A 26,094-nucleotide genomic window follows, 5' to 3' on the forward strand; every position below is an offset into this window, starting at 1 on the left:
TCCTTTGGGGGCGTGGAGGGTCAGGCGGAGAGGTGGTCGTTGAAGCGGTGCAGTAGCCACAGCGCGAAGGCGGCCCCGGCGAGCGGGACGGCGGCGACAAGCAGCGGCCCGGCGGTGGCGGCGAGGGAGGCGAGGGCGGTGCCGGCGGCCTGGCCGACGCCGATGCAGGCGATCAGCCAGGCGAACGCCTCCGTGCTCTCGCCGTACGGGGCGAGGCGGTCGACGGTGAGGAAGGAGGCGGTCAGCAGCGGTGCGAGGAAGGTGCCGGGCAGCACGGCGCCCAGGACGGCGACGGCGGGCGCGGGGTCGGGCAGCAGCGGCAGCCATCCGGCGGCGAAGCCGATGGATGCGGCGACCAGGTGCCGGGCGGGGGCGCCGGGCCAGGCGTGTCGGCCGTAGGCGAGGCCGCCGAGCATGCTGCCGATGGACAGCGCGGCCGGCATCACCCCGGCCAGCCACCCGGAGTGGTGGCGCTCTGCGGCGGACAGGGCAAGGACGTTGACGGCGCCGAGCGCGACACCGGTGCCGATCAGTGCTGCGAACAGCACCCGAAGGCCCGGAATCCGCAGCGGACCTGCCCAGTGCATGGCCTCGACGAACTCCGCAGGCCGCCAGGTACGGGAGGCGCGGGCGGTGACGACCAGGCCGGAGCCCAGCAGGCCGAGCGCCGCGGTCGCCACCAGCGCGCTCACCGCTCCGGCACCGGCCGAGAAGCTGGTGGCCAGCAGGGGCCCTGCGACGAACACCAGGCCCTGGGTGCTGCTGTCCAGCGAGAGCGCGGTGCGCCGGCGTTCGGCGTCGGGCAGAAGGTGCGGCCACAGGGCGCGGAGGCCGGCCTCCAGCGGCGGCGTCGAAAGCCCCGCCACCAGCACGGTGAGCGCGGCGATCACCGGGTGGCGCACCGGGCCGGTGCACGGCAGCGCCAGGAACGCCGCAGTGGCGACGAGCGTGGCGGGGAGGAGGACCTGGGCCTGGCCGTGGCGGTCGACCAGGCGCCCGAGCAGCGGCTGCCCGAGTGCGGAGGCGAGACCGTACAGGGCGCCGAGCAGCCCGGCCAGGGCGAGCGGGCCGTGCTCGGCGCGCACCAGCAGCAGGATCGCGATCGGCGCCATGCCGGTGGGCAGGCGGCCGATCAGGGTGCCGCCCAGCAGACGGGCGACGTGCGGCACACCCAGGACAGCGCGGTAACTGCTGCTGTCCTGGGCCGGGCCGCGGTCGGTGGTGGTGCTCAAGGAGGAGGTCCTTCGGTCGTACGGCCGGCGGCGCGCGGGCGCGCCGGACCGGGGCATGCGCAGGCATGACAGCCCCTCGATTCGGTGCGGCTGCGGAGAGAAGAGTCCGTGGATTCCGGGATTTGGTACGGCCGAGAAAAAGAGGTAGAAGCCCCTCAGCTGGTACAGCGACGGGGAAGGGGTGGTGCCAGCAACCGCCTCAACTCCAATGCAACGGAAGCCTGTTGGGGCGCAAAGCCGTTGCCGAGGGCGGTGGGCTGGGCCGGACGTTCGAGCTTCGGGGTGGCTGTCACCCAGCCCGGCTCAAGTCCCTGCAGCCACTAGACGAACTCGGCCCGGAGCTTGCTGGCCTCATCGGCGGCCGGCGGCGTCGGGCGGATGAGCATCTCCCACCGGGCGACGGCGCTGGCGTACGGTCCCGACCGTTCGGGGTCGAGCTGTTTGCCGCCGCCTCGGGAGTTTGCCGCGTTTGGATCAAGCGGGAAGGATCGGCCGGGCAGGATTAGACCTGCTTCGCCGACAAATCGTTCTCGCCGACTGAGCATCTGTGGCGCACCGCCCCCTGCTGCAAGTCTCCCCGGCTGCGGTCACCTCAGAGGGCTTCCTCGGCGGGGATGCTCCGCGTAAGGTCCAGATGACGCGATCACTGGCCGATGGGGGGAGCGTGATCAGTCAACAGCGCGGCAGGTGTCTGGAGTGTGGGAAGACTGCGAGGAAGGGCCGATCGCTCTGCCGACTGTGTGCACGGGGCCAGGTAGCGCAGGCGCCAACCCGTCGAACTACTGCGGACCCTGTCCAGCTTCACTCCACGAACCGGCTGATGACTTTCGGCCCGCGGCCGAGGAAGTGCCGGACCTGCCCGACTCTGGTCGGGCCGTCGCGGGATGTCTGTTCGGCCTGTGAGAGCAAGAAAGCCGCCGCGAAGCGCCGGTGCGCTGGGTGTCGCACGGTAGGGTTGGAACCAGGCCGGACGATATGCCGGGCATGTGAGGGCAAGGACCGGCTGGAGCGCAACACGGACAAGCGGGCCTGTGCCTGGTGCGGCGGTAGGGGCCTGGAACCGGGCCGGTCAATGTGTCGGCAATGTGCCCGAACCAAACAGCACGTACAGAGTCGGTTCCGTACGACGCGGCGGCCAGATTGGCTGTGATCTCGTGACAGGTGCGGGACGCGGGCTGGCTTCGGCCGCTGTCGTCCTCGTACCCGCATGTCGACTGAAGTTCGTCATAGACCGTCATGGCTCCGCAGAAGGTAGATCAGAATCGAACGAACTGGCCGTTGATACAGGGTTGTACGGGCTCAGCTTCCGGTGTTGATCACCTGCTCTGCGCAGCTCAGCAGCAGTCAAGGCCGCCATACCCGACGCAACATCTGGCATGCATGGATTCGCTGCAAGATCCGCTCCCAAAGGACTCTTGATGGATTTCGGTGGCGCAACCGGTCTGGGTTGGTGTACGCATTAGCCCCAGCGGGTCCGGTGGGGGAACCGCCCGCCACGCAGAGCTAGCATCAGTTGGGAGCATTGCACATGGCGCTGCGACGAGGCCGTAAAGGCAACTTGGGACTAGAGGTCATGTCGCTGATCGAGCTGGCGTTGCCAACCCCGGACGGGCAAAGATTGCTCCGCGATCGGCATGCAGAGAGTGTCGCAGCGATCAGTGATGCTCTTGGTGAGTCGCTCGGCAACACCTCCAGGCTGCAGGGCTGGCAAACGCAGTATGCATTTGAAGCTGTGGTGGTAGCCCTTGGTGCAGTCCGCTTGATCAAAACGGAGGATTCGGGGCTGTTCTACTTCGATGACGCCACGGGTGAACTCCAACCGCCGGACTTCCGCATCGTCCTGCGTGACGGCACCCAGCTGCTGGTCGAGGTCAAGAACGTGGCCCCAACCGGGCGTGAGGCCAAGGTGCGGGCCAAGGACATGGCCGCAGCCCAGGCCTATGCCCAGGCCACTGGCGGACGATTGCTCTACGCACTCTTCTGGAGTGGCATGGGTATGTGGACGTTGGTCGATCCGTCCGTATTCAACCAGGTCGGGACTCAGCAGCGACTGCCCCTGGGTGAGGCCATCAAGGCCAACGAGATGCAGGAACTTCTTGGGGACGGAATGCTCGCGAGCGAGCCACCTCTCACCTTCTCGGTGATCATGGATCGCGATAAAGAGCGGGTGGTAGAACAGCTCGGGGACGGCGAAGAGACACGTGCGTTCACCATTGGAGGGGTGGAACTGCTAAGTGCTGGGCGGGCTATCACCGATCCTGGAGAGCAGAACCTCGCTTGGTTCCTCATGTTGCACAGCAGCTGGATTGAGACTGAAGAGCCTCACTTCGACGGTCAGGGTCGGCTCGCGAGAATCGACTACGCCTACAGGCCATACGCTCCCGACGAGGATGCGGCACGTCAGATTGCAGAACAAGGAATGGCCTTCTTCGGCGCGCTCAGCACGCTATACACCCTCAGGTTCCTGGAGGCCATCACCGCGGACGATGGTGAGGTCCGGGCCCTACGTGAAGAGCCCGAGCCAGCACTCCTTGCCCAACTGGTCCCGGAGAGCTATTGGGACCGGGATGACCGCGTCCTGCGAATCTGGCGGTTGCGTCAGTACTCAGAGAGGGATGCGTCCTGACAGACGCGCCCAGCGTGCTGCCGCAGGCAACAGGGTCCGACACCTGGACGGGGAAGCTGGCAGCGGGCAGCAGGTCCCTCTGCCGCTCCAGGGCGGTCGCGTGCTCATGGAGGGCAAGGGACTCGCTGTCGGGGGCGTTCACAAGAGGCTCCGGGAGGGTTGGTGCGGGGTGGCGCGGTCGAGGCCCTGGTTCGGTGCCGGGCCGACGGGAGGGACGCGGTCCGGTGCTGGGGTGCTGCGAGTAGGCGCCGGCGTGGGGCTCCGGGCGAGCGCCGCCTGTACGCGGGCCGCTTCGCCGACATCGGGCCGGCGCTGCCGATTGGATGGAGACGTCGCCATGCGCCAGCGGGCCCGCACCTCGTCGAGTGGGCCGAGGGCGTGCAGCGCATGGCCGATCAACTGCCCGGGAGCGAGCCGCCAGTTTTCGGCGTGGGCGGCGATCTGCAGCGCGGCGCCGGCAGCGGCGCGGGTGGCGGAAGAACGCAGGAGCTGCTCGCCCAGCCACTCGGTCGAACCCGCCGTCCCATCGCGCAGCACGGGCGTGAGCTGTTCCTCGGTGAGCGTGCCTTCGGTGAGCAGACCGCGCCGCTGGACCTCCCACAGGGCGGTGACCGGGTCGATCGGCTCGCCCCGGTGGTGGAGCGCGCCGAGGCAGCGGTAGAGCTGGCCGTGGCCGGGAACAGCGAAGTCCTGGGGGCGCAGCCAGTCGAAGACCTCCTCGATCGCGCCGTTCTGGTGAACGAGCAGGGACAGGAGGAACTGCTCGTCTGCTGTCTGGACCACCGCGGGAGGTTCGATGGCGGCGGGGAGCGGCGGTGTCCTGGGCGCGGTGGCCCGGGGGCGGGTTCCCCAGCGCTTGGCGAGGTCGTCCAGGACGCCCGCGAGTACGTCCGCCTGGGCAGCGGTGCCGTGGACCTCATGCTGCCCAGCGTCCTCCCGGGCGACGGCGAGCAGGCGGGTGGCGTGCTCGGCGACGGTGCGGTGGATCGACCCCTCCAGCACCATCCGCCCGTAGAGCTGGGCGCTGGCGGGGCGCGGGCAGGCAGCGATGAGGGTGTGCAGGTAGGAGGCGGTGAGCCCGCGCACCTGCTGTTCGGCCTCGGCGAGGGAGTTGGTGAGCCACGCCAGCGGCACCGCTCCCTCCGCGCCGAGGGCCGGGTGGCCCTCGGCGCGGAGCTTGCGCAGTGCGGCGAACAGCGCCTGGTGGCCGGGCCGGTAGAAGTCGCGGGGCTCCAGCCAGTCGAGGCCGCCGAGTTGGCGGGGGTCGAGCAGGACCGCTCCGAGTACGGCCTGCTCGCCTTGGAGCAGCGGGTCCATCACCGGCTCCGGCGGCGCGGGGTGCCGCAGTCGATGCGGAGTTGGGCGACGGCGCGGTCGGCGGCGGCCTTTGCGGCGGCGAAGCGGTCCAGCTCACCGGTGAACGTCGGGTCGGTGGCGAGCAGGGAACCAACTGAGGTGACCAGCCACCACTGGCCGCCCCGGCGAACGACTGGTGCCCCGGCCAGCGGAGCCGAACAATGGTAGGCAGTTGGCGAGTTGGTGTCGGACATGAAGGCCTTTTGGGTGCTTGAGTGGTGGTTCAGCGGCTGCGGTGGGCGGGGGAAGAGAGTCGGCCGGGGGGCGGCGTCGGCCGAAGAGGAGGCGGGTTCCCGGTCGGCGCGGCCGGGTGGGGCGGGTCAGGCCGAGAGGGTGAAATCGTTGCGGCTGGCGGTGCTCTTGGCGAGGGCGCGTTCGGTGATGGCCTTGGTGGCGCGGGAGGAGGCCGGGCCGATCTCCTTGGCGGAGCGCTCCTTGTACCAGGGCTTGAGGTTGAGCATCGCCACCCGCATGCCGGTCGCGAAGAGCAGGATCTTGCCCTTGGGCAGGGCGCGGATCTCGTCGGGCGGCAGGATGCGCTCAGTGCGCATCGACACCGAAGTCGACTTACCGCTGCCGGAGTCGGACACGGAGACGGTCTGCACGTCGTGCTCGCCGATCTGCCTCGACAGCTTGTCCGCGAAGTCGGCGTCGTCGATCCCGCTGCCGATGACCTTGACGGTGGCCGCCGACCAGAGGGCGTCCATGCCGGCATCGCCCCAGCAGCGCTGGCCCTGCCGGTAGCTCTGCAGGATGGTGATCGGGATGACGCCCCGGCTGCCGAGGTGGGAGTAGAGGTCCGGCAGGTCCGAGATGCGGCACACGTTCGCGGCCTCGTCGAGGACACACAGGGCGGGCGGGTCGAGCCGGCCGCCGCTGCGTTCGGCGACGATGACGGCCGCGCGCATCACCGCGTCGGCCGCAGCCGCGATGATCGCCGAGGCGCTGCCGCCGCCATCCTTGCTGAGCAGGTACAGGGTGTCGCGGGAGGAGGCGAAGTCGAACGGCTTGAACTCCGCCAGGCCCGGGGTGGGGGTGACCCACGCGGCGATCTCCGGGTCCAGCAGGCAGCTCGCGTACTGGCGCGCCGTCTCGTAGATGCCGTCCCTGGTCTCGGTGGCGCCGGTGACGGTGCCCTGGAGCTGGGCGGCGACCGCGTGGTGGCCGGCATCGGTAAGCAGGTCGACGGGGGTGCGGTCGGAGGGGGAAGCGAGCCAGGCCAGCACGTCGGTGATCGGGCGGCGGTGGCTCGCCGCAGCCAAGAACAATGACCCGAGGGTGTTGCTCGCCGCGGTCGACCAGAAGTCGGAGCCGCTGGACTCGTCGACGGAGGCGGTGACGAAGTGCCCGGCGAGGCGCTTGGCGCCGGCGAGGTCCCGGGCGTCCGCGAGGATGTTCCACCACATCTCGCGCGGGTGGTGCGCGATCTGCTGCGGGTCGAGGGTCCAGACCTTGCCGACCTTCGCACGGGCGTCAACGGTTGTGGTGAAGGCGTCGTTCGCCGCCTTGTTACTGGTCAACAACACCGGTCCGGGGGCCGCGAGGATCGCGGGGATCGCGATGCCGCTCGTCTTGCCGGAGCGGGGTGCCATGATGGCGACCATCACGTCCTCCCAGCTTGCGCGGACCTCGGCCTTGCCCGGGGAGAGCGTGCCGATGGGGATGCCGCGGTCGGCCGGAGCGATGTCCTTCTCGTCCCGCAGGCTCGGGCGCAGGCTGCGGGCCTTGGCAGTGATCTCCTTGTCCAGGAGCGGAGCGATGTCCGCCGGCCGGGCCATGCCGCTCTTTGTCCCGACGCGGCGGCGCAGCCACAGGACGAGCATGGTGACGGTGAGGGCGAGGGTGAGCGCGCCGGGGACGACGCGGGCGCCGACCAGGGCGGCGGCCGGGGCGAGGTGGGGCCACAGCCGGTCGGGGTTAAGGAGGGCTTCGGCGACGTGGAATGGCGCCCACCTGCCGGTCCCGACAAGGTAGTTGGTGAGGTTGCCGGTCAGCCAGGCGAGGGAGCCGAAGGCGAGGGCGGCGCCGACGACGGCGAACAGAAGGTAGAGGAGCGCGTCCGTGCCGGAGGTGGTCGACGGCGCGCCGGTGCGCGGGGCGGGCAAGAGGGAGTCCAGGAGGCTGCGAGCGGGCGGTGGGCGGGGCACGCTCGGCTCTCGAACGGATCACGGTGCTCTCCACGGGAGGTGGGACTGGCGGAACGTTTCAGCGGGTGCGGCCGGCGGGAACCGCCGCTGCGGCCGGTACGGGCGGCAGCCGGGTGGAGGCGGCTGCGGCGGGCACGGCTGGGGCGTTGGCGACAGGGGCCGTGGTGCTGCGGGCGAGCGCGGCGCGGGTGCGCAGGTCGTCGGCGGCGGCTCGGACCTCGGCGCTGCCTGCCGCGTCGGACGCGGCGCGCTGCACCTCGTCGACGGCCCCGGCCAGTTCGGCCTGGACAGCGACGAGTTGGTCGGACGCGAAGCCGAACCGGTCGGAGAGTTCGACCTGGTCGGGGTCGAGATCGGTGATCTGCTCGGAGGCGGTCTCCATGGCCTCCTGGAGGCGCACGAGCATCCCGTCGTCCGGGTCGAGCAGCTGGTCGAGCGCCCCGCCGAGTTCGGCGAAGTTGGTGCTGCCGCGCAGCTCATCGGTGAGATCGAGGATCTGCTGGCTGGCGGTGTTAGGCGGCTCGACGTGGAGCCGGGGGTCGAGGTCGACCTTGTAGCGGGCGGCACGCAGCATCTCGGCGGCGTGGGTGGCGCAGGCGGCCGCGTCGGGGCGGGGCGTGGTGGTGGGCAGCCGGTGCCGGCGGCCGTGCCAGTCGTCGATCTGCTTGAACCCCGCGTGGCGGAGCAGGGTGGCCGACAGGTCGTCGCTGGTGCCCGTGGCGACGACGCTGCCGCTGGGCTCGGCGCTGATGGTGATGACGGGCATCCGGTGGTCTTTGGCGGTGGTGACGGTGCGGGTGAGGTGGCCGAGTTCGGCGGCGATGCGGGTGCACTCGGCCTGCACGTGGAAGGGGTCGCGGTAGGTGTTGTGGATGTATCCGTCCTCGCGCACGACGGTGGCGACGACGTGCACCGACCGGTCGTCGTTGCGGATCGCGACCCACCGGTAGCCGTGAGGGTCGCCGGCGGGGGCGAGCCCGGTCGCGGTGACCAGGCGCCTGGCGACGTCGGCCCACTGGGCGTCGCTCAGGTCCGGGTGACGGCGGTCGGAGCGCACCGAGCACATCCACACCGGCTGCTCGGGCGCCCGGGAGCCGATCCGCAGGGCCGGGGCGTCGAGTACGCCGCCGAGGACCTCCTGCGGGTCGCCGAACAGCGGCAGCTGCTTGTCGGCGCCGCGGTAGTCGGCGCCGATCAGCCGGGGGCGCCGGCGGCCGCGTGGGTCGTCCAGGCCGTACAGGGCGGGGATCAGCGCGGCCGTGGTGGCGGTGCGCTGCAGGTGAGCGATCACGAACGTCCCCTTCTCGGACGGTGGACGGCGGGGCCCGGCGGGCGGGTTGGCAGGGGACAGAATCCGCAGATCCGCCGGTTTGGGCCGGCCGGAGATCGGTGGTAGCCGGTCGTCGGCCGGGCCCAGTTGCGGCGCCGTGCGGGGGTCAGCGCCGCGCGGTGAGCCGGTGGTCGCGGGTGAAGTCCTCGCAGGCCCACCGGGCGAGGCGCTGGTCGTTGTGCAGCCGGGCCCAGCGGCCGTCCTTGCGGATGACGGTGGCGACGAGGTCGACTCGGTCGCCGGTGTTGCGCAGGGCGACCCACCGGCAGGCGCCGGGGTCGCCGTCCGGCTCGATGCCGGTGGCGTCGAGCACCTTCCACGTCAGCTCGAACCACTGATCGTCGCTGAGCGCGCCAGTACTGCGTATCGAGCAGTGCCAGGTCAGACGCCGGGAGGGGGTGTGGCCGGTTCGAGGCTTGCGCAAAGCCACCGGCTCGTCCAGCAGCGCGGCCAGGTCCGGCAGGACGATGTCCTGCTCGGCGGGCGGGCCGGGCGACCACGAGGCCAGCAGGTAGGACTCGAAGCTGGGATCGTCGTCGTACAGCGCGGCGAGCAGGTCGGGGGTGCTCTCGGTGCGCTTAACGGTGCAATGCAGAGGGGCGGTGGCCATGGTGCTGTGTTCCGAATCAGTGCGCGCTGGCGAGGAGTTGGGGTAGGTGCCCTGCGCCGGGGCGGGGCGCCGGCGGGTCAGACGAAGGGGTTCTCGGTCGGCCGGTCGGCGTCGACGGCCGCCTCCAGCAGCTCGGGCAGGTCGCCCGGCTCGCAGGCGCGCTGGTCGATCCACCAGCCGGCGCGGGTGATCGTGCGGGCCTGGTCCTCGATCTGCTCCCACTGCGGCTCCGGCATTCCGGTGTCGAGGACGAGGGCGGTGTAGGCGGCGGCGAGGACCTGGTGGCGGCAGCGAACCCCCCAGGCAACGCCCTTGGCGGTGCCTTCCAGCGGCGGCATCCGGAACTGCTCGGACCAGGCGTTGGATTCGGCCTGTTCGGTGGCGCGCTTGGCTTCCAACCAGTGCGCCTTGCCCGCTTCATCCTCGCTCTGGGCGGCGCGCCAGCAGTCGGTGCACTCCTGCTTGGCCAGCCACTCGGCGAAGCCGGCCCGGCGGTCGGCCGGACGGTCACCAAGATCCCTTGCCGATTCGTGCCCGCACTGGTGGGTGATCTGCCAGACCTTCTTCACAGCCATCTGAATTCTGTTCCTTGGTGATCGGGGGAGTGGACATCAGGCGTGCGTACCGGCTCGGTGGGCGGCGGCCCCCTGGGTGGTGGCCGGACGGTGCGGCGGGGTCGGTCAGCGGGCGCGGGCGAAGGCGATGCGCGGGTCGACCGCCGCGGGCGGCGGGCTCACGGCGACAGCGGGCGGCACGGTGGCGGGCGTCTTGAGCGCGGCCTCGTCGACGCGGAACTTGTGCGTGGTGAACGCCTGGCGGACCGCTACGCGGTGGGCGGCGACGTCCTCGGCGAGCTGGGGCTGCATGGCGACCTGGAAGTGACCGCGCCGCAGTCCCGTGACGGTGTGGGCCACCACGTCGAGGGACTCCTCCCGGGTGCCGGCCGGGGGGAGGTAGACGTCCAGGTCCCGGTGGTAGCGCCAGCCGTCGGTGTCCAGGAAGATGCCCGGGTTGAAGGGCAGGTCGTCGTTGACAGCGGCGACGATGCCCAGGCTCGGGTGCTCGGCGATGGCGACGTCCGGACCGGCGTCCTGCGCGGGTGCACGCTGCGGCCCGGGGACCTCCGGCGTGGCGCGCGCCTGTCGAGCTCGGACCCGTTCCTGCCCGTCGGTCTTCTCGGGAGCCAGGGACATGTCGGTGTCGACACGGTAGCCGGCGCCGGTGAGGAGCTTGGCGGCCCAAGCGGCGCGCTCGGGGGCCTCGCGGTGCTGGTCGGTGAGCGTGTACAGGCGCGGGTTGCCGGGCAGGCGCTGGAAGTCGAGGCGTTCCAGCATCCACTGGGCGGCCGGGTTCTGGGTGGGCAGGGAGGCGACGATGCCGTGGTTCGGGTGGTGGCCGATGGCGACGTCGGGAAGCTGGGTGGGGTCGGCGGCAGGCACGGTGGGGTTCCGCTTCGCTGGTACGGACAAGGGCTGCCAGGGCCGTGAAGACGGCTTCCGGCGGAGCTGATGATGCGGAGAACCGGGAGTTTGGCCCGGCCGGAATCTGCTGGTAGAGCGCATGTCAGCCGGGCCGGGCACCACGCATCCGGAAGCGCGCGCCGCAAGGTCGGGGAGCTGGCGGAGGAGGCGGCCGCTGCGGACGAGGACGGCTGGGACCCGCTTTTCGCTGTCCGGTGTGAGGCGCGAGTCGTCCGTGGTGGACCCCTGGGTTCAGGATTTCTGAAGTCATGCAGGTCATGCGGCCATGCGGAAGTCGGTGTCGTAGAGCGCCCGTTCGCGGCTGTGGAGGAGGTGCTGGACGATGAAGGAGAGCGAGGCGACCTTCCACAGGCCCCGGCCGCGAGTGAGGGCAGCGATGGCCTGCGCTTCGACGCCGGTGAGGCCGAGCAGGGCCATGGCGGCGGGGATCTGGTCCGGTTCCTGGCGGTAGATGATCCTCGTGCTGCAGTCGGCCAGGAGGCCCTCGGCGAGAACCCGCCCGCGCGATCCGGCGTCGCCTGCGGACAGCAGGTCGGAAAGCCGGTGCAGGATCAGCAAGTTGGCGATGCCGAGGCCCCGCGAGAGCTTCCACTGCTGCTGCATCCGCTCCAACAAGCCGACATGGCGCATGATCCGCCACGCCTCGTCGTAGATCACCCACCGGCGGCCACCGGAAGGGTCTGCAAGGGCCGCCTCCATCCAGGCGCTCGCGCAGGTCATCGCGAGGACGAGGGCGGTGTCGTCGCCGCTGCTGCCGAGGCGGGACAGGTCGATGGAGAGCATCGGCGCGTTCGCGTCGAACGTCACGGTGGACGGCGCGTCGAACATTCCGCTGAGATCACCGTGGACCAGGCGGCGCAGGGCGTGGGCGAGGTCATCGGCGGCGTGGCCGAGGCTTCCGGCCTGGCCGCCGAGGGCGGCGTCGAGGCGCTCGGGACGGCCGAGGACGTGGGCGATGTCACCGAGCAGGGGCACCGTGTCGGCAGCGAGGGCGTCGGCGACGACCAGGTCGAGCGCGACGTCGAGGCCGGTGTGTTCCATCGGCAGCAGGTCGCGCTTGAGTACGGTGGCCGCGAGGCTGGCCAGCAGCAGGAGCCGGCGCTTGCGGACCTCGCTGCTCCAGTCCTCCTCGCTCACCCCCTCCGGGCGCTGTGGGGCGTCCAGCGGGTTCAGCCTGCCCGGGAGTCCGGGGCCCAGGGCGATGGTCTGGCCGCCGAGCGCCTCAGCCAGTCCCGACCACTCGCCCTTGGGATCGCTCGGCACGTAGATCTTGTAGCCGTGGGCGATGGCGCGGGTGGCGATGGACTTGGCCAGGGCGCTCTTGCCCATGCCGATGACGCCGCACAAGATGCCGTTCGGGTTCGTGAACCCTTCTATTCGGCCGGAGTTGTAGAGGGTGAAGGGGTCGTAGCAGAACGAGCCCTCGGCGTGGAGGTCGCGGCCGATGAAGATGCCCTCGGCGCCGAGGCCGGCCTCCGCGAGGAAGGGGTAGGCCCCACCGGCGACGGCGGTGGTCAGGCGGTGCTTGGGCAGGCGGAGCTTGCCGCCGCGGGCGGAGGCCGGACCCGGGCGGCCGGCAGCCGGGTAGACGGGCTGGAGGTCCGCGTCGGGGCCGCTGTTCCGGGGGCGTTCGGTGGCGGGCGGGGAGTGGCGGGCCTTGGTGCGGGCCTGGGCGAACTCGGCTCGGGCGGCGCGCTGTTGGGCGCGGGTGATCTTGCGGGGGACGAACAGGGGGCTGGCGGTGGCGCGGTTCCTGGGCATGATCACGGATTCCGGGGTGGGGGTCAGCGGCGGACGAGGCCGGTGAACGGGGTGTGCAGGTCGGCGGGGGTGGTGCGGCGTCGCACGAGCTGCGCGGTCTCCTGGTGGCGGCGGCAGATGCTCAGCTCCGGTGCGCCTTCGGGCAGTCGGGCGCGGCAGGCGTGGGGGCTGGGGACCTCGCCGCTGCCGGGGCGGGGCGAGGCGTGGTAGGCGGCGTGGAGGTGGTCGGCGGCCTGCCACAGGCGGGTGCGTGCGGCCTTGAGGTGGTCGCCCTCGGTGGGCAGCAGCGGGCTGGTGCGCTGGGCGTGGGTGTCGAGGAGGCCGTGCAGCGCGACCAGGTGCTCGTGGAGCGAGTCGAGTTCGGCGCGGGAGGCGACCAGCGGGCCGGTGGGGAGGTTGAGCGCGCGGTGGAAGTCGATCGCGGCGGTCGCGTACGGGACGAAGTCCTGCGCGACGGGGGTGGGGGCCGGCATCAGGGGTGCTCTTTCGGAAGGCGGGAGGGCCGGCGTCACGCGGCGAGGGCGAACGGCAGCGCGGAGGCGGTGAACGCCTCGGCCTGCTGCCAGGTGAGCGGGCGCAGGTCGAGCTGGGCGCCCACGGCGGCGGTCTCCACCACGGCGCAGGCGGAGCGCAGTTCGTCCTCGGTGTCCGCGGAGACGGTCAGCAGCCCGGTGAGGGCGACGTCGGCGTGGCCGGCGATCAGCTGGCGCTCGCGGTCCTGGATGTCCTGGTACTCCACGGAGTCGGCCTCGCTGGAGACCTGGCCCTTGCGGGCGCGCTCGGCGGAGTCGGCGATCACGCTGGCCTTCTTGCGGCGTACGTCGCGCAGCGCCGAGTCGAGGTCCTTCGGCTCGTAGGTCAGGGAGACGGTGCGGCGCACGCCGGAGGCGAACATGACCTGGTGGAGGAAACCGGGGTTGACCTGCGTCCTGGGCCAGTTCTCCACCCAGTACGTGGAGTGGTGGGCGGAGTCGGTCGAGATGTGATCGGCCTTCTCCACCACGACCACCGGGCCGGCGGCGGCCGGGTCGGCGGACGGACACCCGTCCTCCGACCAGCGGTCCAGCGCCGCACGGGACTTCGGGTCGTAGGCGGTGCGGGCGACGGCGGCGATCTCGCCGGCGTTCAGCCATCCGGCTGGGGTGAGGCCGGCGGTGCGGGCGGACTGCTCGAACGCGGAGGTGAGCTGGGCCAGAACTGCGAAGCCACCGGTCAGGCCGCCTCCGGCCTGGTTGATCAGCCGCCGCGCGCCCTTGAAGTCCAGGGCGATGGCGACGTACGCCTCGTGCGGGGCGGCGGCCGGACCGGCGCCGCGGATCAGCTCCCCGTACAGCTCACCGGCCAGCGGGGCGTCGGGGCGGCCGTGCTCCTCCCAGTACCGTCGCAGCGCGTCGCCGGTGTCGGGGACGGTCCGCTCGATGACCTGGATGCGGGCGACCTGGCCGGTGCGGGCGAGCGCCGCGAGCGAGCGTCCCCACCCGCTGACGTTGGCGTTCTGGGTGCCGGGGTCCAGGAGGGCGTAGGCGCGGGAGGAGACCTTGACGATCGCGGTGAGGTTGCCGGCGTGCGGGTCGTGGACGGCGCCGTAGCGGCCATCGGGGGCCGTGACCACGCGCAGGCTGGCCGCGCTGCCCGGCAGGTGGAGCAGGCCCTCGCGCACCGGGCGGGAGGAGGGGCGGGCGAGCCAGATGAGCTGTCCGCGCAGGCGGCGCAGGCCGTAGCGGGCGGCGACGGGCGCCCAGTCGGCGAGGGTGCGGCCCCGGTAGCGGATGAACACCAGGGCGGCGACACCCGCCCACAGGGGTATGAGCTGAAGGGCGCCGGTGACGCCCCGGGTGATGAGCACGGCGAGCAGCAGCAGGCCGGTGGCGGAGCAGGTGGTCAGCTGCGGGGCGCTCAGGCCGAGCAGCACGCCTCGGCGGCTGCGGTGGGGGAACTTGACGGACGCAGGGGTGAGGTCGGGCGTGGAGGAGGACATCGGGATTCCAGCGGGGTGAGCGTGCGGGCGGCGGGCGGGGGCGCGGCGCTCTTCTGGACGTCATCGCGGGTGCTCCTTCCAGGGGCTCGGGGGCGGGGCCCGGGGTGGGCGGCGAGTCTGCCGCCCACCCCGGGTTACGGGGCTCCGGTCAGGAACCGGGCTGGGCGGGCCGGTTCGGGAAGACGAACCGGACCGGCTCCGGAGCGGGTGCTCCGGCAGGGGACGGTGCCGGGGCGGCCGGTCCTCCAGGCGCCGGTGCGGACGCCCCGGGCGTGGGCGGGCTCGCGGCCTGGGGCACGGCGGTTCCGGACGGCGAGAGCGTGCCTGCCGCGACAGCGTCCTGGAAGGGCGGTGCGGCCGGGGCCTCCTGGCCGCCGCCGGACTGCGGCTGGCCGCCACCTTCCCCGGGCGAGGCCCGGGTGACCAGGGCCGGCAGGCCGGGCCGGGTGACCAGGGCACGTCCGCGGTCGCCGGGCGCGCTCGGGTCCTCGCCGAAGCGGAACTTCGTCGGCTGCTGCTGCGGACCGGCGTCGATGCCTTCCTTGCTGATCCGCCCGGTCGGGTCGATGCCGGAGGCGGCACCGCCCCCGCTCATGCCAGGGACCTGGGCCGGGCCCTGCGGCGCCGGGACGCCGGTGCCCATCTGCATGGCCAGGGAACCGGCGGTCTTCGCCGCCCCTGCCGCGACCGCCATGCCGGCCATGCCGGTACGGTGCGTGTCGTCGTGGCCGCTGCCATCCGTCGCCCAGTGGACGAACTTGTAGACAGCGTACGGGCACAGCAGCACCATCACCATGATCACGACACCGGCCAGGGCATCGGACAGGGCGGCCATGCCGTCCTTGGCGTCCGTCTTACCGAGCGCGGAGACGCCGACGAGGAAGACCACGGTCATCAGCAGCTTGGAGACGATCAGGGTGGCGGTGGCCTCGATCCAGCCGCGCCGCCACCGCTGGGCGACCTCCCAGCCGCCGCCGGCCCCGGCGAAGGCGGCGAGAGCCACCAGGATCAGCACGCCCACCTTGCGGGCGACCATTACGCCCCAGTAGAGGAACGCCCCGATCGCGCTGCCGACCGCGACGAGGGCGGGGATCGCCCAGCCGAGCGGGAACATGGCGCCGAACTGGCTGACCTTGATCATGCGCCTGACGGCGTCGGCCACGCTGGTGTGCGCGGCTTGGAACAGCCCGGCCGACAAGGCGTCGACCACGGTCACCGCGACCGCCGTGAAGCTGATCGCACCGAAGGCGAACAGCACGCCGGTCATCGTGCCCCACCCGGCCTTGGCCAGCGCCCGCTCGTCCCGCCGCCACGCGGCGAGGACCAGCTGCGCGCAGAAGGTGCCCACGGTCAGGATCAACCCGATCGGAAGGATCAGCTGGTAGTTGTCCCTGAACCAGGGCGCCGACAGATCGATGGCCGTGGTCTCGTCAACCGCCTTCGCGCACAGGTCGACGGCACTGGCCGCCAGCTCGCCCATGCTCTTGGCGATCCACGCGCCGATGCCATCGGTGATCGACTTGCCCGGGTCGCTGGCGAAGTTGATGCCGTCGACCACGTTGCAGACCTGGGCGACCATGGGGAGATTGCAGATATCCACGAGGGACCTCCCAGCTCAGGGCGCCACGGCCGGCAGCACACCGGCAAGGGCACACGGGCGGTCAGGACGGCACTGCACGGCGAGGGTGGCCGAACGGTCCTCGGCACCACCGGCCGGGGAGCCGTTCCAGGAGAGCGACTGCTTCCCGGAGACGGTCACGGCGTAGACGTACGCCTGCGTGATCGCCCCCGGATCGGCCTGCAGCGCCTTGGTGAACCTGTCCGGGAAGTGCGCCTCGTCCGCGGTCGCGGTGGCGAACTGCCCGGAGTCGGCCATCCGACCCCACAGCACCGGGGAGGGCACCAGGCGGTCGATCGAGTCGGCGTCGACGTACTGCCCTTCGGTGGTCAGCCACCGGTGGAGGGAGGCCACCAGCTCAGGCTGTGAGGACGAGCGGGTGTCGTAGGACCACAGCGCCACCGCCGCCGCCTTCGCGAACGCGATCGGATCGTGCGTCGAGGGCGGACCCGCCAGCGCCTTCGGATGTCCGCCCGGCGTTGCCGAGGCCACCGGGCCGGGGGCTGCGGGCGAACTCGCATTCGTGGAAGCCGGGTTCGCGGCGTCACGGCCGTCCCGGGTGAGGTAGGCGAGAAGGCCGGCGCTGGTGATGAGCAGCATCAGGATGATCGAGCCCAGCAGCGCCCGGCGGCGCACCACCGCGCCGCCGAAGTCCCCAGAATGAGCAGGGGGGTTGAGGGAACGTTTCTGCATCACTTGATCTGGCCGCCGAGTCCGGAGAAGAAGCTGACGACCCCGTTTGCGGCGCCCAGTAGCAGGGCGGCGCCCGCGCTGACGAGGACGCCCTTCTTGCCGTTGGCCTCGGCCTGGTGGCCGCCGGAGTGGTGACCCCAGGCCCACACCCCGGCGCTGACCGCGAGGGCTCCGACGACCGCGACGATCCCGAAGAGATTCAGGCTGCCCATCACCTGCTTGAGGACCGAGAGGCCGGGCAGACCACCCTCGGCGGGGGCGATGCCGGGGTCGTAGGCGAGCTGTACGACTGCGTCCGCGAGATACAAGGGAAGCTCCAGAGCAATTCAGGGCGCGCGAAGGCAGCCCGAAGAAAGGGGGAGAAGGGAGAGGGGAGGCGAGGGCGCGGGTCAGACGACCCGGCGGACCGCGAGGATCTCCGGCCGCCACGAGGCCAGGGTCGAGATCTTGACCACGTCACCGGTCTTCGGCGCGTGCACGATCAGCCCGCTGCCGATGAACATCCCGACGTGCTCCGGCACGGCGGCGGTGCCCCGGGTGAACAGCAGGTCGCCCGGCTTGAGCGAGTCCGCCGAGGCGGCGCTGCCCTGCTTGACCTGGTCGTACGTGGTCCGCTCCAGCGAGACGCCGGCCGAGCGGTAAGCCATCTGCATCAGCGAGGAGCAGTCACACCTGCCCATCGGGTCCGCACCGTGCGAATTTGTGCAGGTGCCGCCCCACTGGTAGGCGGTGCCCAACTGGCCGAGCGCCCACCGGATCGCGGTCTGCACCGGCTGTGGTGCGTCGGCCGGGATCGTGTACCCGTTGGGCAGTGAGCCCGCGGGGATCGTGCCGAAGTCGCTGCCGTCACCGCCCGCCGTGGGCGTCCTGCAGCCGCCACCTGCGGTCGGGCTGGCGCTCGCGCCCGCCGTTGGCGCCGGTGACGGCGTCGGGTTCGCTGTAGGCGAGGTACCGGCGGCGGGGGCGAGCAGCGGCGCGAGGGCCTTCTGGAGCGCTTCCGCCAAGGGCTGCCACTTGGCGTAGGCGTCGGGGAAGCCGGAGCGCTGCACCGCCTGGGCGGCCTGGGTGACGGTCATCGACTCCCAGCCGTTGACCTTCTGCAGCGCCTCGTAGAACTTCGTCGAGGCGTACACCGGCTGCATGATCTGCTCCGGCGTGCCCCATCCCTGGCTCGGCCGCTGCTGGAACAGGCCCAGCGAGTCCCGGTCGCCGCCGTTGACGTTGCGAAGTTCGCTCTCCTGCAAGGCCGTTGCCAGGGCGACGACCTGCCCGCGCACCGGGATGTGCATTGCGACGCCGGTGGCCTGGATCGTCTTCGCGTTGGGGATCTGCTCGGACGGCTTGCTCAGCCCGGCCACGGCCGGAGCCGACAGCGGGCTGGAGCCCTTGAGGATCGCCTCGACCTGCGCCGCCACCGCCGAGGAATCCACACCCTGTGGATTTCCGCCGGGAGGGCAGGAGCTGGACGCGGCGGCCGAGGCGTTGCCCGCGCCGACGATCGCGACGGGCAGGGCCAGCACCAGCGGACCGCACGCGACGACGCCGACGAGCGCGCCGACCGTCTTCTTCACGACGGCTCCCGGTCACCGGGCAGCGGCAGACCGGGTGGCGTAGTTGGACGAGGGCACGGGTGTGCCAGGGCATGCTGCATCGCAGCGGCTCCTCAGGGGTTCGTAGGAGAACGCGGTGCCGGCCTCTCGTGCGAAGAAGTCGCCGGCACCGCGCCGGTGGTGAAACCGCCCTCGTTCAGGGCGGGCCCGGGTCACGGGAGTTGGTAGCTCCAGGACGCCGGTCTCGGGTCACGCGCGGCAGCCAGCCGCGCTCGTAATCTCAGCCGGAACACGACGGCGCTCCTCGGGATCGGGGGAAGGGGAGATGCTGCCCGCGTGGCTCCGCGAGCACAGGGCAGCACGGATCAACACGCCTCGGGCCAGGGCCGTTTGGCCTGCTGCCCGGTCGGCATGGCGAGACAGTAGACGCGAAAGTCGGCCGCACCAAACGACCCCCTGGCCAGGCCCGGAACCCCCGCCAACGCCCGTTAGGTACGGCCGTCGATCGCGGCTACCTTCCTCGGCATCCCCGCTCCCGGCGGCTGCCGCCGGGCGCCGCCCGGAGCGGGCCCAACCACGCCCCGAAGGAAAACCCGTGACCTACACGCTGCACCGAGGCGACGCCCTCACCGTGCTCAAGACCCTCCCCGACGAGTCCGTCAACGCCGTCATCACCGACCCCCCGTACAACAGCGGCGGCCGGACCAGCTCCGAGCGCACCAGCCGCGACGCCCGCGCCAAGTACGTCACCAGCGGCAGCATCCACGACCTCAAGACCTTCCCAGGCGAGAACCGCGACCAGCGCTCCTACCGCTCCTGGCTCACCGAACTGCTCACCGAGGCGTACCGGGCAAGCACCGAGCACTCGGTCGCCATGGTCTTCTCCGACTGGCGTCAGGAGCCCACCACCAGCGACGCCCTCCAGATGGCCGGCTGGACCTGGCAGGGCACCATCCCCTGGATCAAGCCCGCCAGCCGCCCGCGCAAGGGCGGCTTCAAGCAGAGCGCCGAGTTCATCACCTGGGGCGTCAAGGGCACCCTCGATAACAGCCGCGCCCTCTACCTGCCCGGCCACTTCATCGCCAGCCAGCCCCGCAAGGACCGCGTCCACATCACCCAGAAACCGCTGGAGATCATGCAGCAGCTCGTCCAGATCTGCCCCGAGAACGGCGTCGTCCTCGACCCCTTCACCGGCAGCGGCTCCACCGGCGTCGCCGCCCTACGCGAAGGCCGACGATTCGTCGGCGCCGAACTCTCGCCCCACTACGCCGACGTCGCCGAACAGCGGCTGCGTACCGAGCTGACCAAGAACGACCTCGTCCTCGCCGGACCGGAGGCGTGACAGTGAGAACCCCGAACAGCCGCCACCGACCGGCCCGCAGACGCAGAAGGGCGGCTGGAGCATGAAGCTCCAGCCGCCCTCACCATTTCGTCAGGCCGCCTGAACCGCTCGCTCGATCAGAGGTCCCGCCTTCTTGAGGTCGTCCGCCGAGGCGATCCGCACCTCCAGGTCCCCGGTGCCCAGGTGGCCGATCCCTCGCATGTCGCGTGTGAAACCCTCCTCCAGCTCCACCGTGTCCGGGTCCAGTCGCAGGTACACCAGGATCACCCGGTGCGAAACCGATGGCCGGAAGATCACGCTCGCCACGTTCTGCAGCCGACGGTAAGCGATGTAGTGCTTCAGGACGACGGTCTCCACCTCGCCCGACGCGGTGAGCACCTCGTCCAGCTCACCGTACAGATCCCGGAGGCACTCCGGTACGTCGCCGACGACCCGCAGCTCGGCCGCCTCGGCGGCAGCCGCCGGCACCGAAGGTGTGGTCGATCTGCGCACGGCTGCCTGGCTGACGGCAGCGGAGACCGGCTCGACCAGCTGGAGGCTCAGCAGCCCGCCGTCGAAGATCCGGTAGCGAACCAGCTCGATCGGCCACTGCCGACCCAGGTCACCAACGGCCACCCGGTCGTGGTGCGAGAACCCGGCCGCGATGCACAGCGCCCGGGGAGAACGCCAGTCGATGGACTCGGCCGCCTCGGACCCCAGCTTTTCCCTGACGAGGGCCTCGAACTCGTGGTGGCTGCTCTTCAACCAGGTGAGGTAGGAGACGGCCTGCGAGACGACGCCGATGTCATTGCCCTTCTTGAACTCGATCACGACCGGCACGCCGTTCTCGTCCAGGCCGAGCGAGTCCACCCGTCCCCGATGCCACGGACCGGTCGGGTACTCCGACGCCAGGAACCGGATGCCGAGCATCGCCTCCATGCTGGCCTCCACCCGGCGCTGCAGCTGCACCTCCAGCGCCACCGTCGAGCTGCGCAGCTCTACGTCCTGGCCGTCCGCCCCGAGCCGGAACACCTTCAGGTCCGCCACCCACGCCCCCCTTCACACGACCGTACGGAGGAACCAATCCAGAAGAGGAGCGCCGTATTCCTCTCCGGGCACAGCTTCTTTCTGTGTGCTCGGGTCAAGTACGTGGCCTCACCGTCAGCCCGTCAGCCCGTCAGTTCAGGGCAGGCACCCATGCATCGAGCAGCTTGATGGCGTGGCGGTGCGCTACCCTGGGCGATGCTGGTTCAGGAGTCCTGGGCCAGCCGCGCACCGCTCCGGTTATACGGAACTGCACACTCCAGGGTTGGACCTGCGTGTGAAGGGTGGCTGGCGCCCGTCGTCGACGGGAGTCCGGGTTGAGATTGCCCGGCTGACCAGCAGCTCGCCTAGTCCCGTGGAATGCCGGTCGGCACGGGACACCCCGGACATGTGAGTCGGTGGGAGATCGTGACGGCGCTCGCCGCCCTTGTGGTCGGCGCGCAGTGGAGTCCTTGGCACAGTTGCCGGGACGGCAGGCTCGGCCTGCGGCGCGTCGGTCTGTGAAAGGGCGATGCGATGAATCTCGACGACTTCGAGAACGACGACAACCTTCCCCCGCTGCTTCGTCGGCCCGACCGCGTGCCCGACCCGGTGCCGGTCGCGCAGTTGCGTGGCCCCCGCAAGGCGTTGCTCGACAACCCGGTGGTGTCCTTGGACGAGGACGCGGCCAGCGTCGTCACCGGCGGCGCGGTGGAACCTGTGCTGGTCCGGAAGCTGGCCGAGCCGCTGGGCGAGGCGGCGGTGGCCAGCCTCCTCATGGCCAAGCCGGTCGTGGGCGGAACCCTGTACATGCTCCCGCCGCACCGGCGATACCTCGACCTGGACGTGCTGCCCGACTTCGTCAACCAGCGGTGGGCGGACCAGGTGCGCACCGCCATGGACGCGGAGCCCTCGACGGTCGCGCCGGTCACCTACAAGACGCTGATCGACGAGGAGACCGGGCAGTCCCGGGCGCTCTTCGAGGTCCACCTGGCGGACCGCAAGGCCCTGGCCGATGCGGTGACCGAGAGCATGCGCAAGACGTACAGCGCCCAGGGCGGCAGGAACGTCTACACCGAGAGCGTGCTGCAGCACGGCGTCAAGGAGCCAATGACGCTGTTCCCGGTGCGCGTGGTGTACGACGACGGCGTCGAGGAGACCTACAACGTCGCTGGTGACGGCAACAGCCGGCTCGTGAGCATGTGGCTGGCCCGCACCGGCGGTGACATCGACGCGGCGGCGTCCGCGTGCGTGGCCGCTGTGATCGGCCCGGTGGACCGCCACGGCGCCCGCCGCCCCGCCGACCAGCGTGCCGCCCGCGCGAAGGTGACGGAGATCGCGGCCCGCGTCCGCCGCGGCCTGGCCGAACCGACGCTCACCGAGGCGACCCGCAGGGAGGGCCACACCCTCACCTTTCCCGCCATGGTGGTGGTCGGAGCGAGCGGGGAGGAAGAGGGCTCCCGCCTGGCCGACCTGGTCGCAGCCAAGGACGACCTGGTGGCCAACCTCCACGTCCACGTAACCCCGTGGACCGACGGTGCGCAGAACACCCAGGGCATGCAGCGCGTCTACCGGCACGCCCGGCGTAACGGCCTGATCCAGGAGAGCGCCTACACCGTGCTGCTCGGCGAGGTCAGCCCCGGGCTGATGCACGACCTGCTCGGGCTCCCGCCGCACCGGCTGTGGTCGGCGGCCCTCCACCAGCACGCCGTGCTGGCCAGTCAGGCATGGCAGATGAACCAGCTCATGAAGCAGGAGTTCGGCATCCTCCGGGCCGACCGGCAGCCGATCAGTGCCCGTCTGGCGCCCATGGCCCTGTCGGCCTACCGCAGTTCGGAGAGGATCGACCAGGCCGTCCGTGCGTTCGGCAACGGCGGCACGATCACGGACACGGTGTGGAAGCAGCCGTGGGAGCTGACCACCGGTCCCGACGCGCTCAAGGTCCTCAACGAGATCCTCGAGCGGGCCGAGAGCGGCGAGGCGGACGCCATCGCCGAGCTGACCGTCCTCGGGGGTACGGCGGCGATCCTCGACGGGTACATCACCCGGGACCGCGGCTCCAAGCTCGGCATCACCAAGGAGATCGCCAAGGCGCCGTTCCGGGCCACCCCGAACAAGCTGCTGACCATCCTGACCGCCACCCGCGGCGGGCTGCGGATGCTCCACTCCATCGCGTACGCGCACGTCGCGGCGGACCCCAGCATCCTGCCCAAGCAGTTCCACACCAAGGAGCGCGAGATCAACGGCGTGCTGGTGCGCGACGGCGAGCCTATCGTCGACAAGGCCGGCGCGCAGGCCACCATCGACTACGAGTGGGACCTCGTCCACGCGGCCGACCCGGTCCTCGCGGAGGCCGAGATCGCCTCGAACCGGGAGAAGGCCGCCACCGGCAAGAACGGCAGCTCCGACCCGGAGGACGTGCGCCAGCGCCGACTTCTGGGCGACTCCGTCAAGAACGCGCGCAAGGCCGCCAACACGCTCGCCAGGATGACCCAGACCCACGCCCGCGGCCGGGACATCTTCGGTAGCCCCGATGGTGTGGAGATGCTGCGCGAGCACCTGAAGAGGGTCGACGAGATCCTCGTCGCCTACGGCCCCGCGCGCACCGCGGTGCTGGACCTGGACGACGACGGTGGCGGTGACGACGCGTGAGCACCACCGTCCCGATCCCGCGCCAGATCCGACGCCAGCTCACCCCCGTCATCCGCACGCTGACGCCGCTGCTCGACGCCGGCGTGCTGACCCATGACGGCGACCTGCTGGCCAGCCTTACCTGTCGAGCCACGATCGAGGCCGCCCGGCGCAGCATCACGGCACAGAGCGCCGTGTACGTGGCCTGGGACGTGCGGTGCTGCTGCCGCTACGTCGGCAGCGTGTGCTGCCGCTCCTCGACGGCGGTCGCGGACCGGCTCGGCGAGCACCACCAGCACCCGGACGACGGGCTGGCCCGCCGAAGCGGTTGGGTTCTGCTGACCGTGCTGCCCATCAGGGCGGACGCAGCGCCGAGGATCGTCCACGCCGCCGAGGGGTGGGCTGCTCGGTTCCTCGCCCCGCTGGACGGCACCGCCCACCCGAGTATCGACCTCGCGCAGCCGCCTGCCGCCCTCGCCGCCTCCCTCGCGGCGTAGCGGACGAGGGCCCGCTTCCAGCAGTTCAGATGCCGGGAACGGGCCCTCGTCAAATCCACGGCGCACCATCGGCCCGCACTGGCAGGATCACCGCATGCTCATCACACCGCGACCTGGCGCAAACAGGCAGAACATCCGGCAGGCCCTCAGCGGCGTTCACACCGCGGCGATGAACCTGCAGCGGCCGTACGACAATGCATTCGAGGGGCTGCTGGCGTATCTGGAATGGGCCACCGAATCCGCGCGGATGCTGCGCTCCCAGATCAGCGACCGGGACCTTGACCAGCTCCTGTTCACAGACCGCTACCGGGCGCTGCTGGGAAGCTGTGGAACGCTCGCCGGGACTGCCCAACAGCGTCTAGTGAACGGCTTGGTCCAACTTGAGGTAGTCGAGCGGATCGAGGCGTTCGCGGCGGCTGTGGCCGCGCTAGACACGCGGATCGCCCGGTGGAAGCAGCGCGAGGTGTTCGTCGTGGCCGACTCCAGCTTCTACATCCAGAACGAGGTGAAGCTGGCCGACGTCGATCTGCACGAGGTGCTCGACGTGCCGCGCTGGCACTATGTGCGCCTTCTGTTCCCGATCGTGGTGATCGACGAGCTGGACGACCTCAAGGATGCCAGCAAGCAGCGGGCTCGCTGGCGTGCCGCCCACACGCTCGGTCTTCTCGACGGGGTCCTCAACGGCGACACCCACGGGGTCTTGCATGAGGGTGAGTACACCGTTCACAGCGGCGAGACTTACGGAAGAGTCAACGTGGAGATCGTCCTCGATCCCCCTGGCCATGTGCGCCTGGACCGCCCCGACATCGAGATCATCGACCGGACAGTGGCGATCCAGGGCCTGGCCGACCGTGACGTTCGCCTTCTGACATGCGATACGAGCCAGCACACCCGAGGCCGCGCCGCCGGGCTGCAGGTGACCAAGATGGCGACGAAGGACCCCGGAAGCGAGCCGGACTGGTCAGCACCGGACAGGTCGGGCACTGGTGTACGTGCTCAGCGGCGCGCCCGCCAGGCCGAAATCGAGACCCCAAGCCGAAGTCAGTAAGCTCGATGAGCGGCAGGCCGGAGCAATTCGTCGGGCAGTAGTGCCGCCCCTAGGGCCGCTTGTGGGAAGCCGACAAGCCCTGCAAGCCGACCATCGGTGTTTGCCGGAGCCCCTCTCGGTGGACAGCCGGTGGACGGTGCAACATGGGGTAGCACGGGTCAACCTGCCGCACATGCTCTGATCAGGCAAGACGTCACGAGACGGCACGGGGCGGCGCCACGCAACATGAACCCTTATGGTCTCGTAATGCGTAGGTCGCGGGTTCGAATCCCGCAGGCGGCTCAGATGAGGCCCAGGGTAGAAGCTCTTTTCAGAACGGGCCCGGGCCAGCAGAGTTGGTAGCTCCCGGACACGCGTCGTCGTGGACGAGGCAGCACGGATCAGCACGTGCCGGACCGGGCCGAGCTGTGCTGCTGCCCGATCGCATGGCGAGACCCGACCAGCGCCCGATCCTCCCCGGTGGTCCGTTAGGTGCGGCCGTCGATCGCCGCTACCGTCCCGGTCATCCCCGCTCCCGGCGGCTGCCGCCCGGAGCGACCCACCCTGCCCTGAAAGAGGAACCCGTGACCTACACGCTGCACCGAGGCGACGCCCTGACTGTACTCAAGTTCCTGCCCGACGAGTCCATCAACGCCGTCATCACCACCCCTCCGTACAACAGCGGAGGGCGGACCAGCTCCGAGCGCACCAGTCGCGGCGTCCGCGCCAAGTACGTCACCAGCGGCTCCGGCTCCGCCCACGACCTCAAGCCCTTCCCCGGCGAGAACTGCCTCCGCGTCACCCAGAAACCGGTGGAGATAATGCAGCAGCTTGTCCAGATCTGTCCCGAAGGCGGAGCCGTCCTCGCCCCCTTCACCGGGAGCGGCTCCACCGGCGTCGCCGCCTTTCGCGAAGGCCGGCAGTTCCATGGCGTCGAGCTCGGCCTGCGCCACGCCGATATCGTCGAACAGCGGCTGCGAGCGGAGCTGACCAAGGATGACTTCGTCCTCGCAGGCCCCGAAGCATGACCAGGTCCGTCTCCTCGAAGGCGGCAGCTTGTGTCCCACACGAGAACTTGACCGTGGCAGAGGCGATCGAGATCGCGAGGCGTCGCCGGATGTCGGCGGCGGTTGAACCGTGACCCACTTTGGACGGTTGAGTTCTGACCCTCGCGTCGTCGGTGGTCTTGTTCAGTCGTTGTCGGTGGTGCGGG

At 70.9% G+C, this 26,094-nt stretch carries 22 protein-coding genes; 6 read left to right on the forward strand and 16 right to left on the reverse strand.

The window, feature by feature from the left end:
• Positions 1–20: 20 nt before the first annotated feature.
• The gene (locus ACIGG8_RS15900; RefSeq protein WP_396548425.1) at positions 21–1,232 is read right to left on the reverse strand and encodes an MFS transporter; all 1,212 of its coding nucleotides are present in this window, start codon (positions 1,230–1,232) and stop codon (positions 21–23) included.
• 1,573 nt (positions 1,233–2,805) lie between these two features.
• Between ACIGG8_RS15900 and ACIGG8_RS15905 the strand changes: the two genes are divergently transcribed.
• On the forward strand, positions 2,806–3,858 hold the full coding sequence (locus ACIGG8_RS15905; RefSeq protein WP_396548427.1) for a hypothetical protein: 1,053 nt from the start codon (positions 2,806–2,808) through the stop codon (positions 3,856–3,858).
• A 138-nt stretch (positions 3,859–3,996) separates the two neighbouring features.
• Here ACIGG8_RS15905 and ACIGG8_RS15910 read toward each other — a convergent pair whose 3' ends face one another.
• The 14 genes from ACIGG8_RS15910 to ACIGG8_RS15975 all read right to left on the reverse strand — a co-directional run bounded on the left by ACIGG8_RS15910 (position 3,997) and on the right by ACIGG8_RS15975 (position 18,403).
• On the reverse strand, positions 3,997–5,175 hold the full coding sequence (locus ACIGG8_RS15910) for a DnaB-like helicase N-terminal domain-containing protein (RefSeq protein ID WP_396548429.1): 1,179 nt from the start codon (positions 5,173–5,175) through the stop codon (positions 3,997–3,999).
• Positions 5,175–5,408 (reverse strand): hypothetical protein, encoded by a 234-nt coding sequence (locus ACIGG8_RS15915; protein ID WP_396548431.1) that lies wholly within the window; start codon positions 5,406–5,408, stop codon positions 5,175–5,177. The genes ACIGG8_RS15910 and ACIGG8_RS15915 overlap by 1 nt, the downstream gene beginning before the upstream one ends.
• A gap of 126 nt (positions 5,409–5,534) precedes the next feature.
• Positions 5,535–7,319 carry a type IV secretory system conjugative DNA transfer family protein gene (locus tag ACIGG8_RS15920; protein WP_396548433.1) on the reverse strand — a complete coding sequence of 595 codons (1,785 nt, stop codon included), beginning with the start codon at positions 7,317–7,319 and terminating at the stop codon, positions 5,535–5,537.
• 100 nt (positions 7,320–7,419) lie between these two features.
• Positions 7,420–8,652, reverse strand: coding sequence for a hypothetical protein (locus ACIGG8_RS15925; RefSeq protein WP_396548435.1), 1,233 nt, complete (start codon positions 8,650–8,652; stop codon positions 7,420–7,422).
• Between the two features lie 145 nt (positions 8,653–8,797).
• On the reverse strand, positions 8,798–9,301 hold the full coding sequence (locus tag ACIGG8_RS15930; RefSeq protein WP_396548437.1) for a hypothetical protein: 504 nt from the start codon (positions 9,299–9,301) through the stop codon (positions 8,798–8,800).
• Between the two features lie 77 nt (positions 9,302–9,378).
• Positions 9,379–9,876 carry a hypothetical protein gene (locus tag ACIGG8_RS15935; protein ID WP_396548439.1) on the reverse strand — a complete coding sequence of 166 codons (498 nt, stop codon included), beginning with the start codon at positions 9,874–9,876 and terminating at the stop codon, positions 9,379–9,381.
• A 105-nt stretch (positions 9,877–9,981) separates the two neighbouring features.
• A complete protein-coding gene (locus tag ACIGG8_RS15940) occupies positions 9,982–10,740 on the reverse strand; it encodes a hypothetical protein (RefSeq protein WP_396548441.1) in 759 nt (252 codons plus the stop codon).
• Between the two features lie 297 nt (positions 10,741–11,037).
• Complete coding sequence (locus tag ACIGG8_RS15945) at positions 11,038–12,543, reverse strand: ATP-binding protein (protein ID WP_396548443.1); 1,506 nt, start codon at positions 12,541–12,543, stop codon at positions 11,038–11,040.
• Positions 12,544–12,566: 23 nt separating this feature from the next.
• Positions 12,567–13,016, reverse strand: a complete 450-nt coding sequence (locus ACIGG8_RS15950; RefSeq protein WP_396548445.1) for a DUF6238 family protein — start codon at positions 13,014–13,016, stop codon at positions 12,567–12,569.
• Between the two features lie 35 nt (positions 13,017–13,051).
• Positions 13,052–14,521 carry an SCO6880 family protein gene (locus ACIGG8_RS15955; RefSeq protein ID WP_396548447.1) on the reverse strand — a complete coding sequence of 490 codons (1,470 nt, stop codon included), beginning with the start codon at positions 14,519–14,521 and terminating at the stop codon, positions 13,052–13,054.
• A gap of 148 nt (positions 14,522–14,669) precedes the next feature.
• Complete coding sequence (locus ACIGG8_RS15960; protein ID WP_396548449.1) at positions 14,670–16,100, reverse strand: ATP-binding protein; 1,431 nt, start codon at positions 16,098–16,100, stop codon at positions 14,670–14,672.
• 36 nt (positions 16,101–16,136) lie between these two features.
• The gene (locus tag ACIGG8_RS15965) at positions 16,137–16,832 is read right to left on the reverse strand and encodes a hypothetical protein (protein WP_396548451.1); all 696 of its coding nucleotides are present in this window, start codon (positions 16,830–16,832) and stop codon (positions 16,137–16,139) included.
• Positions 16,832–17,140, reverse strand: a complete 309-nt coding sequence (locus ACIGG8_RS15970; protein WP_188308008.1) for a DUF6112 family protein — start codon at positions 17,138–17,140, stop codon at positions 16,832–16,834. Before ACIGG8_RS15970 ends, ACIGG8_RS15965 begins: the two co-directional genes overlap by 1 nt.
• An 81-nt stretch (positions 17,141–17,221) precedes the next feature.
• A complete protein-coding gene (locus ACIGG8_RS15975; RefSeq protein WP_396548454.1) occupies positions 17,222–18,403 on the reverse strand; it encodes a C40 family peptidase in 1,182 nt (393 codons plus the stop codon).
• Between the two features lie 574 nt (positions 18,404–18,977).
• Here ACIGG8_RS15975 and ACIGG8_RS15980 point away from each other — a divergent pair.
• Positions 18,978–19,724 carry a DNA-methyltransferase gene (locus ACIGG8_RS15980; protein WP_396548456.1) on the forward strand — a complete coding sequence of 249 codons (747 nt, stop codon included), beginning with the start codon at positions 18,978–18,980 and terminating at the stop codon, positions 19,722–19,724.
• 90 nt (positions 19,725–19,814) lie between these two features.
• Here ACIGG8_RS15980 and ACIGG8_RS15985 read toward each other — a convergent pair whose 3' ends face one another.
• The gene (locus ACIGG8_RS15985; protein WP_396548457.1) at positions 19,815–20,750 is read right to left on the reverse strand and encodes a hypothetical protein; all 936 of its coding nucleotides are present in this window, start codon (positions 20,748–20,750) and stop codon (positions 19,815–19,817) included.
• A 513-nt stretch (positions 20,751–21,263) separates the two neighbouring features.
• Here ACIGG8_RS15985 and ACIGG8_RS15990 point away from each other — a divergent pair.
• The 4 genes from ACIGG8_RS15990 to ACIGG8_RS16005 all read left to right on the forward strand — a co-directional run bounded on the left by ACIGG8_RS15990 (position 21,264) and on the right by ACIGG8_RS16005 (position 25,909).
• Entirely contained in the window at positions 21,264–23,378 is a 2,115-nt protein-coding gene (locus ACIGG8_RS15990; RefSeq protein WP_396548459.1) for a hypothetical protein, read from the forward strand.
• Positions 23,375–23,854, forward strand: coding sequence for a hypothetical protein (locus ACIGG8_RS15995; RefSeq protein ID WP_396548461.1), 480 nt, complete (start codon positions 23,375–23,377; stop codon positions 23,852–23,854). The genes ACIGG8_RS15990 and ACIGG8_RS15995 overlap by 4 nt, the downstream gene beginning before the upstream one ends.
• A gap of 94 nt (positions 23,855–23,948) precedes the next feature.
• Positions 23,949–24,902, forward strand: a complete 954-nt coding sequence (locus tag ACIGG8_RS16000; protein ID WP_396548462.1) for a PIN domain-containing protein — start codon at positions 23,949–23,951, stop codon at positions 24,900–24,902.
• A gap of 563 nt (positions 24,903–25,465) precedes the next feature.
• The gene (locus tag ACIGG8_RS16005; protein WP_396548463.1) at positions 25,466–25,909 is read left to right on the forward strand and encodes a DNA methyltransferase; all 444 of its coding nucleotides are present in this window, start codon (positions 25,466–25,468) and stop codon (positions 25,907–25,909) included.
• The last annotated feature ends 185 nt before the right edge of the window (positions 25,910–26,094 follow it).

This window comes from Kitasatospora sp. NPDC085464, assembly GCF_044541955.1.
GTDB lineage: Bacteria > Actinomycetota > Actinomycetes > Streptomycetales > Streptomycetaceae > Kitasatospora.

Excerpts from the sequence above, each read along its gene's own strand:
- ACIGG8_RS15950 (WP_396548445.1), bottom strand. The coding sequence starts at position 13,016 with ATGCCGGCCCCCACCCCCGTCGCGCAGGACTTCGTCCCGTACGCGACC.
- ACIGG8_RS15945 (WP_396548443.1), bottom strand. The coding sequence starts at position 12,543 with ATGCCCAGGAACCGCGCCACCGCCAGCCCCCTGTTCGTCCCCCGCAAG.
- ACIGG8_RS16000 (WP_396548462.1), top strand. The coding sequence starts at position 23,949 with ATGCTCATCACACCGCGACCTGGCGCAAACAGGCAGAACATCCGGCAG.
- ACIGG8_RS15930 (WP_396548437.1), bottom strand. The coding sequence starts at position 9,301 with ATGGCCACCGCCCCTCTGCATTGCACCGTTAAGCGCACCGAGAGCACC.
- ACIGG8_RS15955 (WP_396548447.1), bottom strand. The coding sequence starts at position 14,521 with ATGTCCTCCTCCACGCCCGACCTCACCCCTGCGTCCGTCAAGTTCCCC.
- ACIGG8_RS15990 (WP_396548459.1), top strand. The coding sequence starts at position 21,264 with ATGAATCTCGACGACTTCGAGAACGACGACAACCTTCCCCCGCTGCTT.
- ACIGG8_RS15960 (WP_396548449.1), bottom strand. The coding sequence starts at position 16,100 with ATGGTCGCCCAGGTCTGCAACGTGGTCGACGGCATCAACTTCGCCAGC.
- ACIGG8_RS15905 (WP_396548427.1), top strand. The coding sequence starts at position 2,806 with ATGTCGCTGATCGAGCTGGCGTTGCCAACCCCGGACGGGCAAAGATTG.
- ACIGG8_RS15915 (WP_396548431.1), bottom strand. The coding sequence starts at position 5,408 with ATGTCCGACACCAACTCGCCAACTGCCTACCATTGTTCGGCTCCGCTG.
- ACIGG8_RS15965 (WP_396548451.1), bottom strand. The coding sequence starts at position 16,832 with ATGCAGAAACGTTCCCTCAACCCCCCTGCTCATTCTGGGGACTTCGGC.
- ACIGG8_RS15935 (WP_396548439.1), bottom strand. The coding sequence starts at position 9,876 with ATGGCTGTGAAGAAGGTCTGGCAGATCACCCACCAGTGCGGGCACGAA.
- ACIGG8_RS15910 (WP_396548429.1), bottom strand. The coding sequence starts at position 5,175 with ATGGACCCGCTGCTCCAAGGCGAGCAGGCCGTACTCGGAGCGGTCCTG.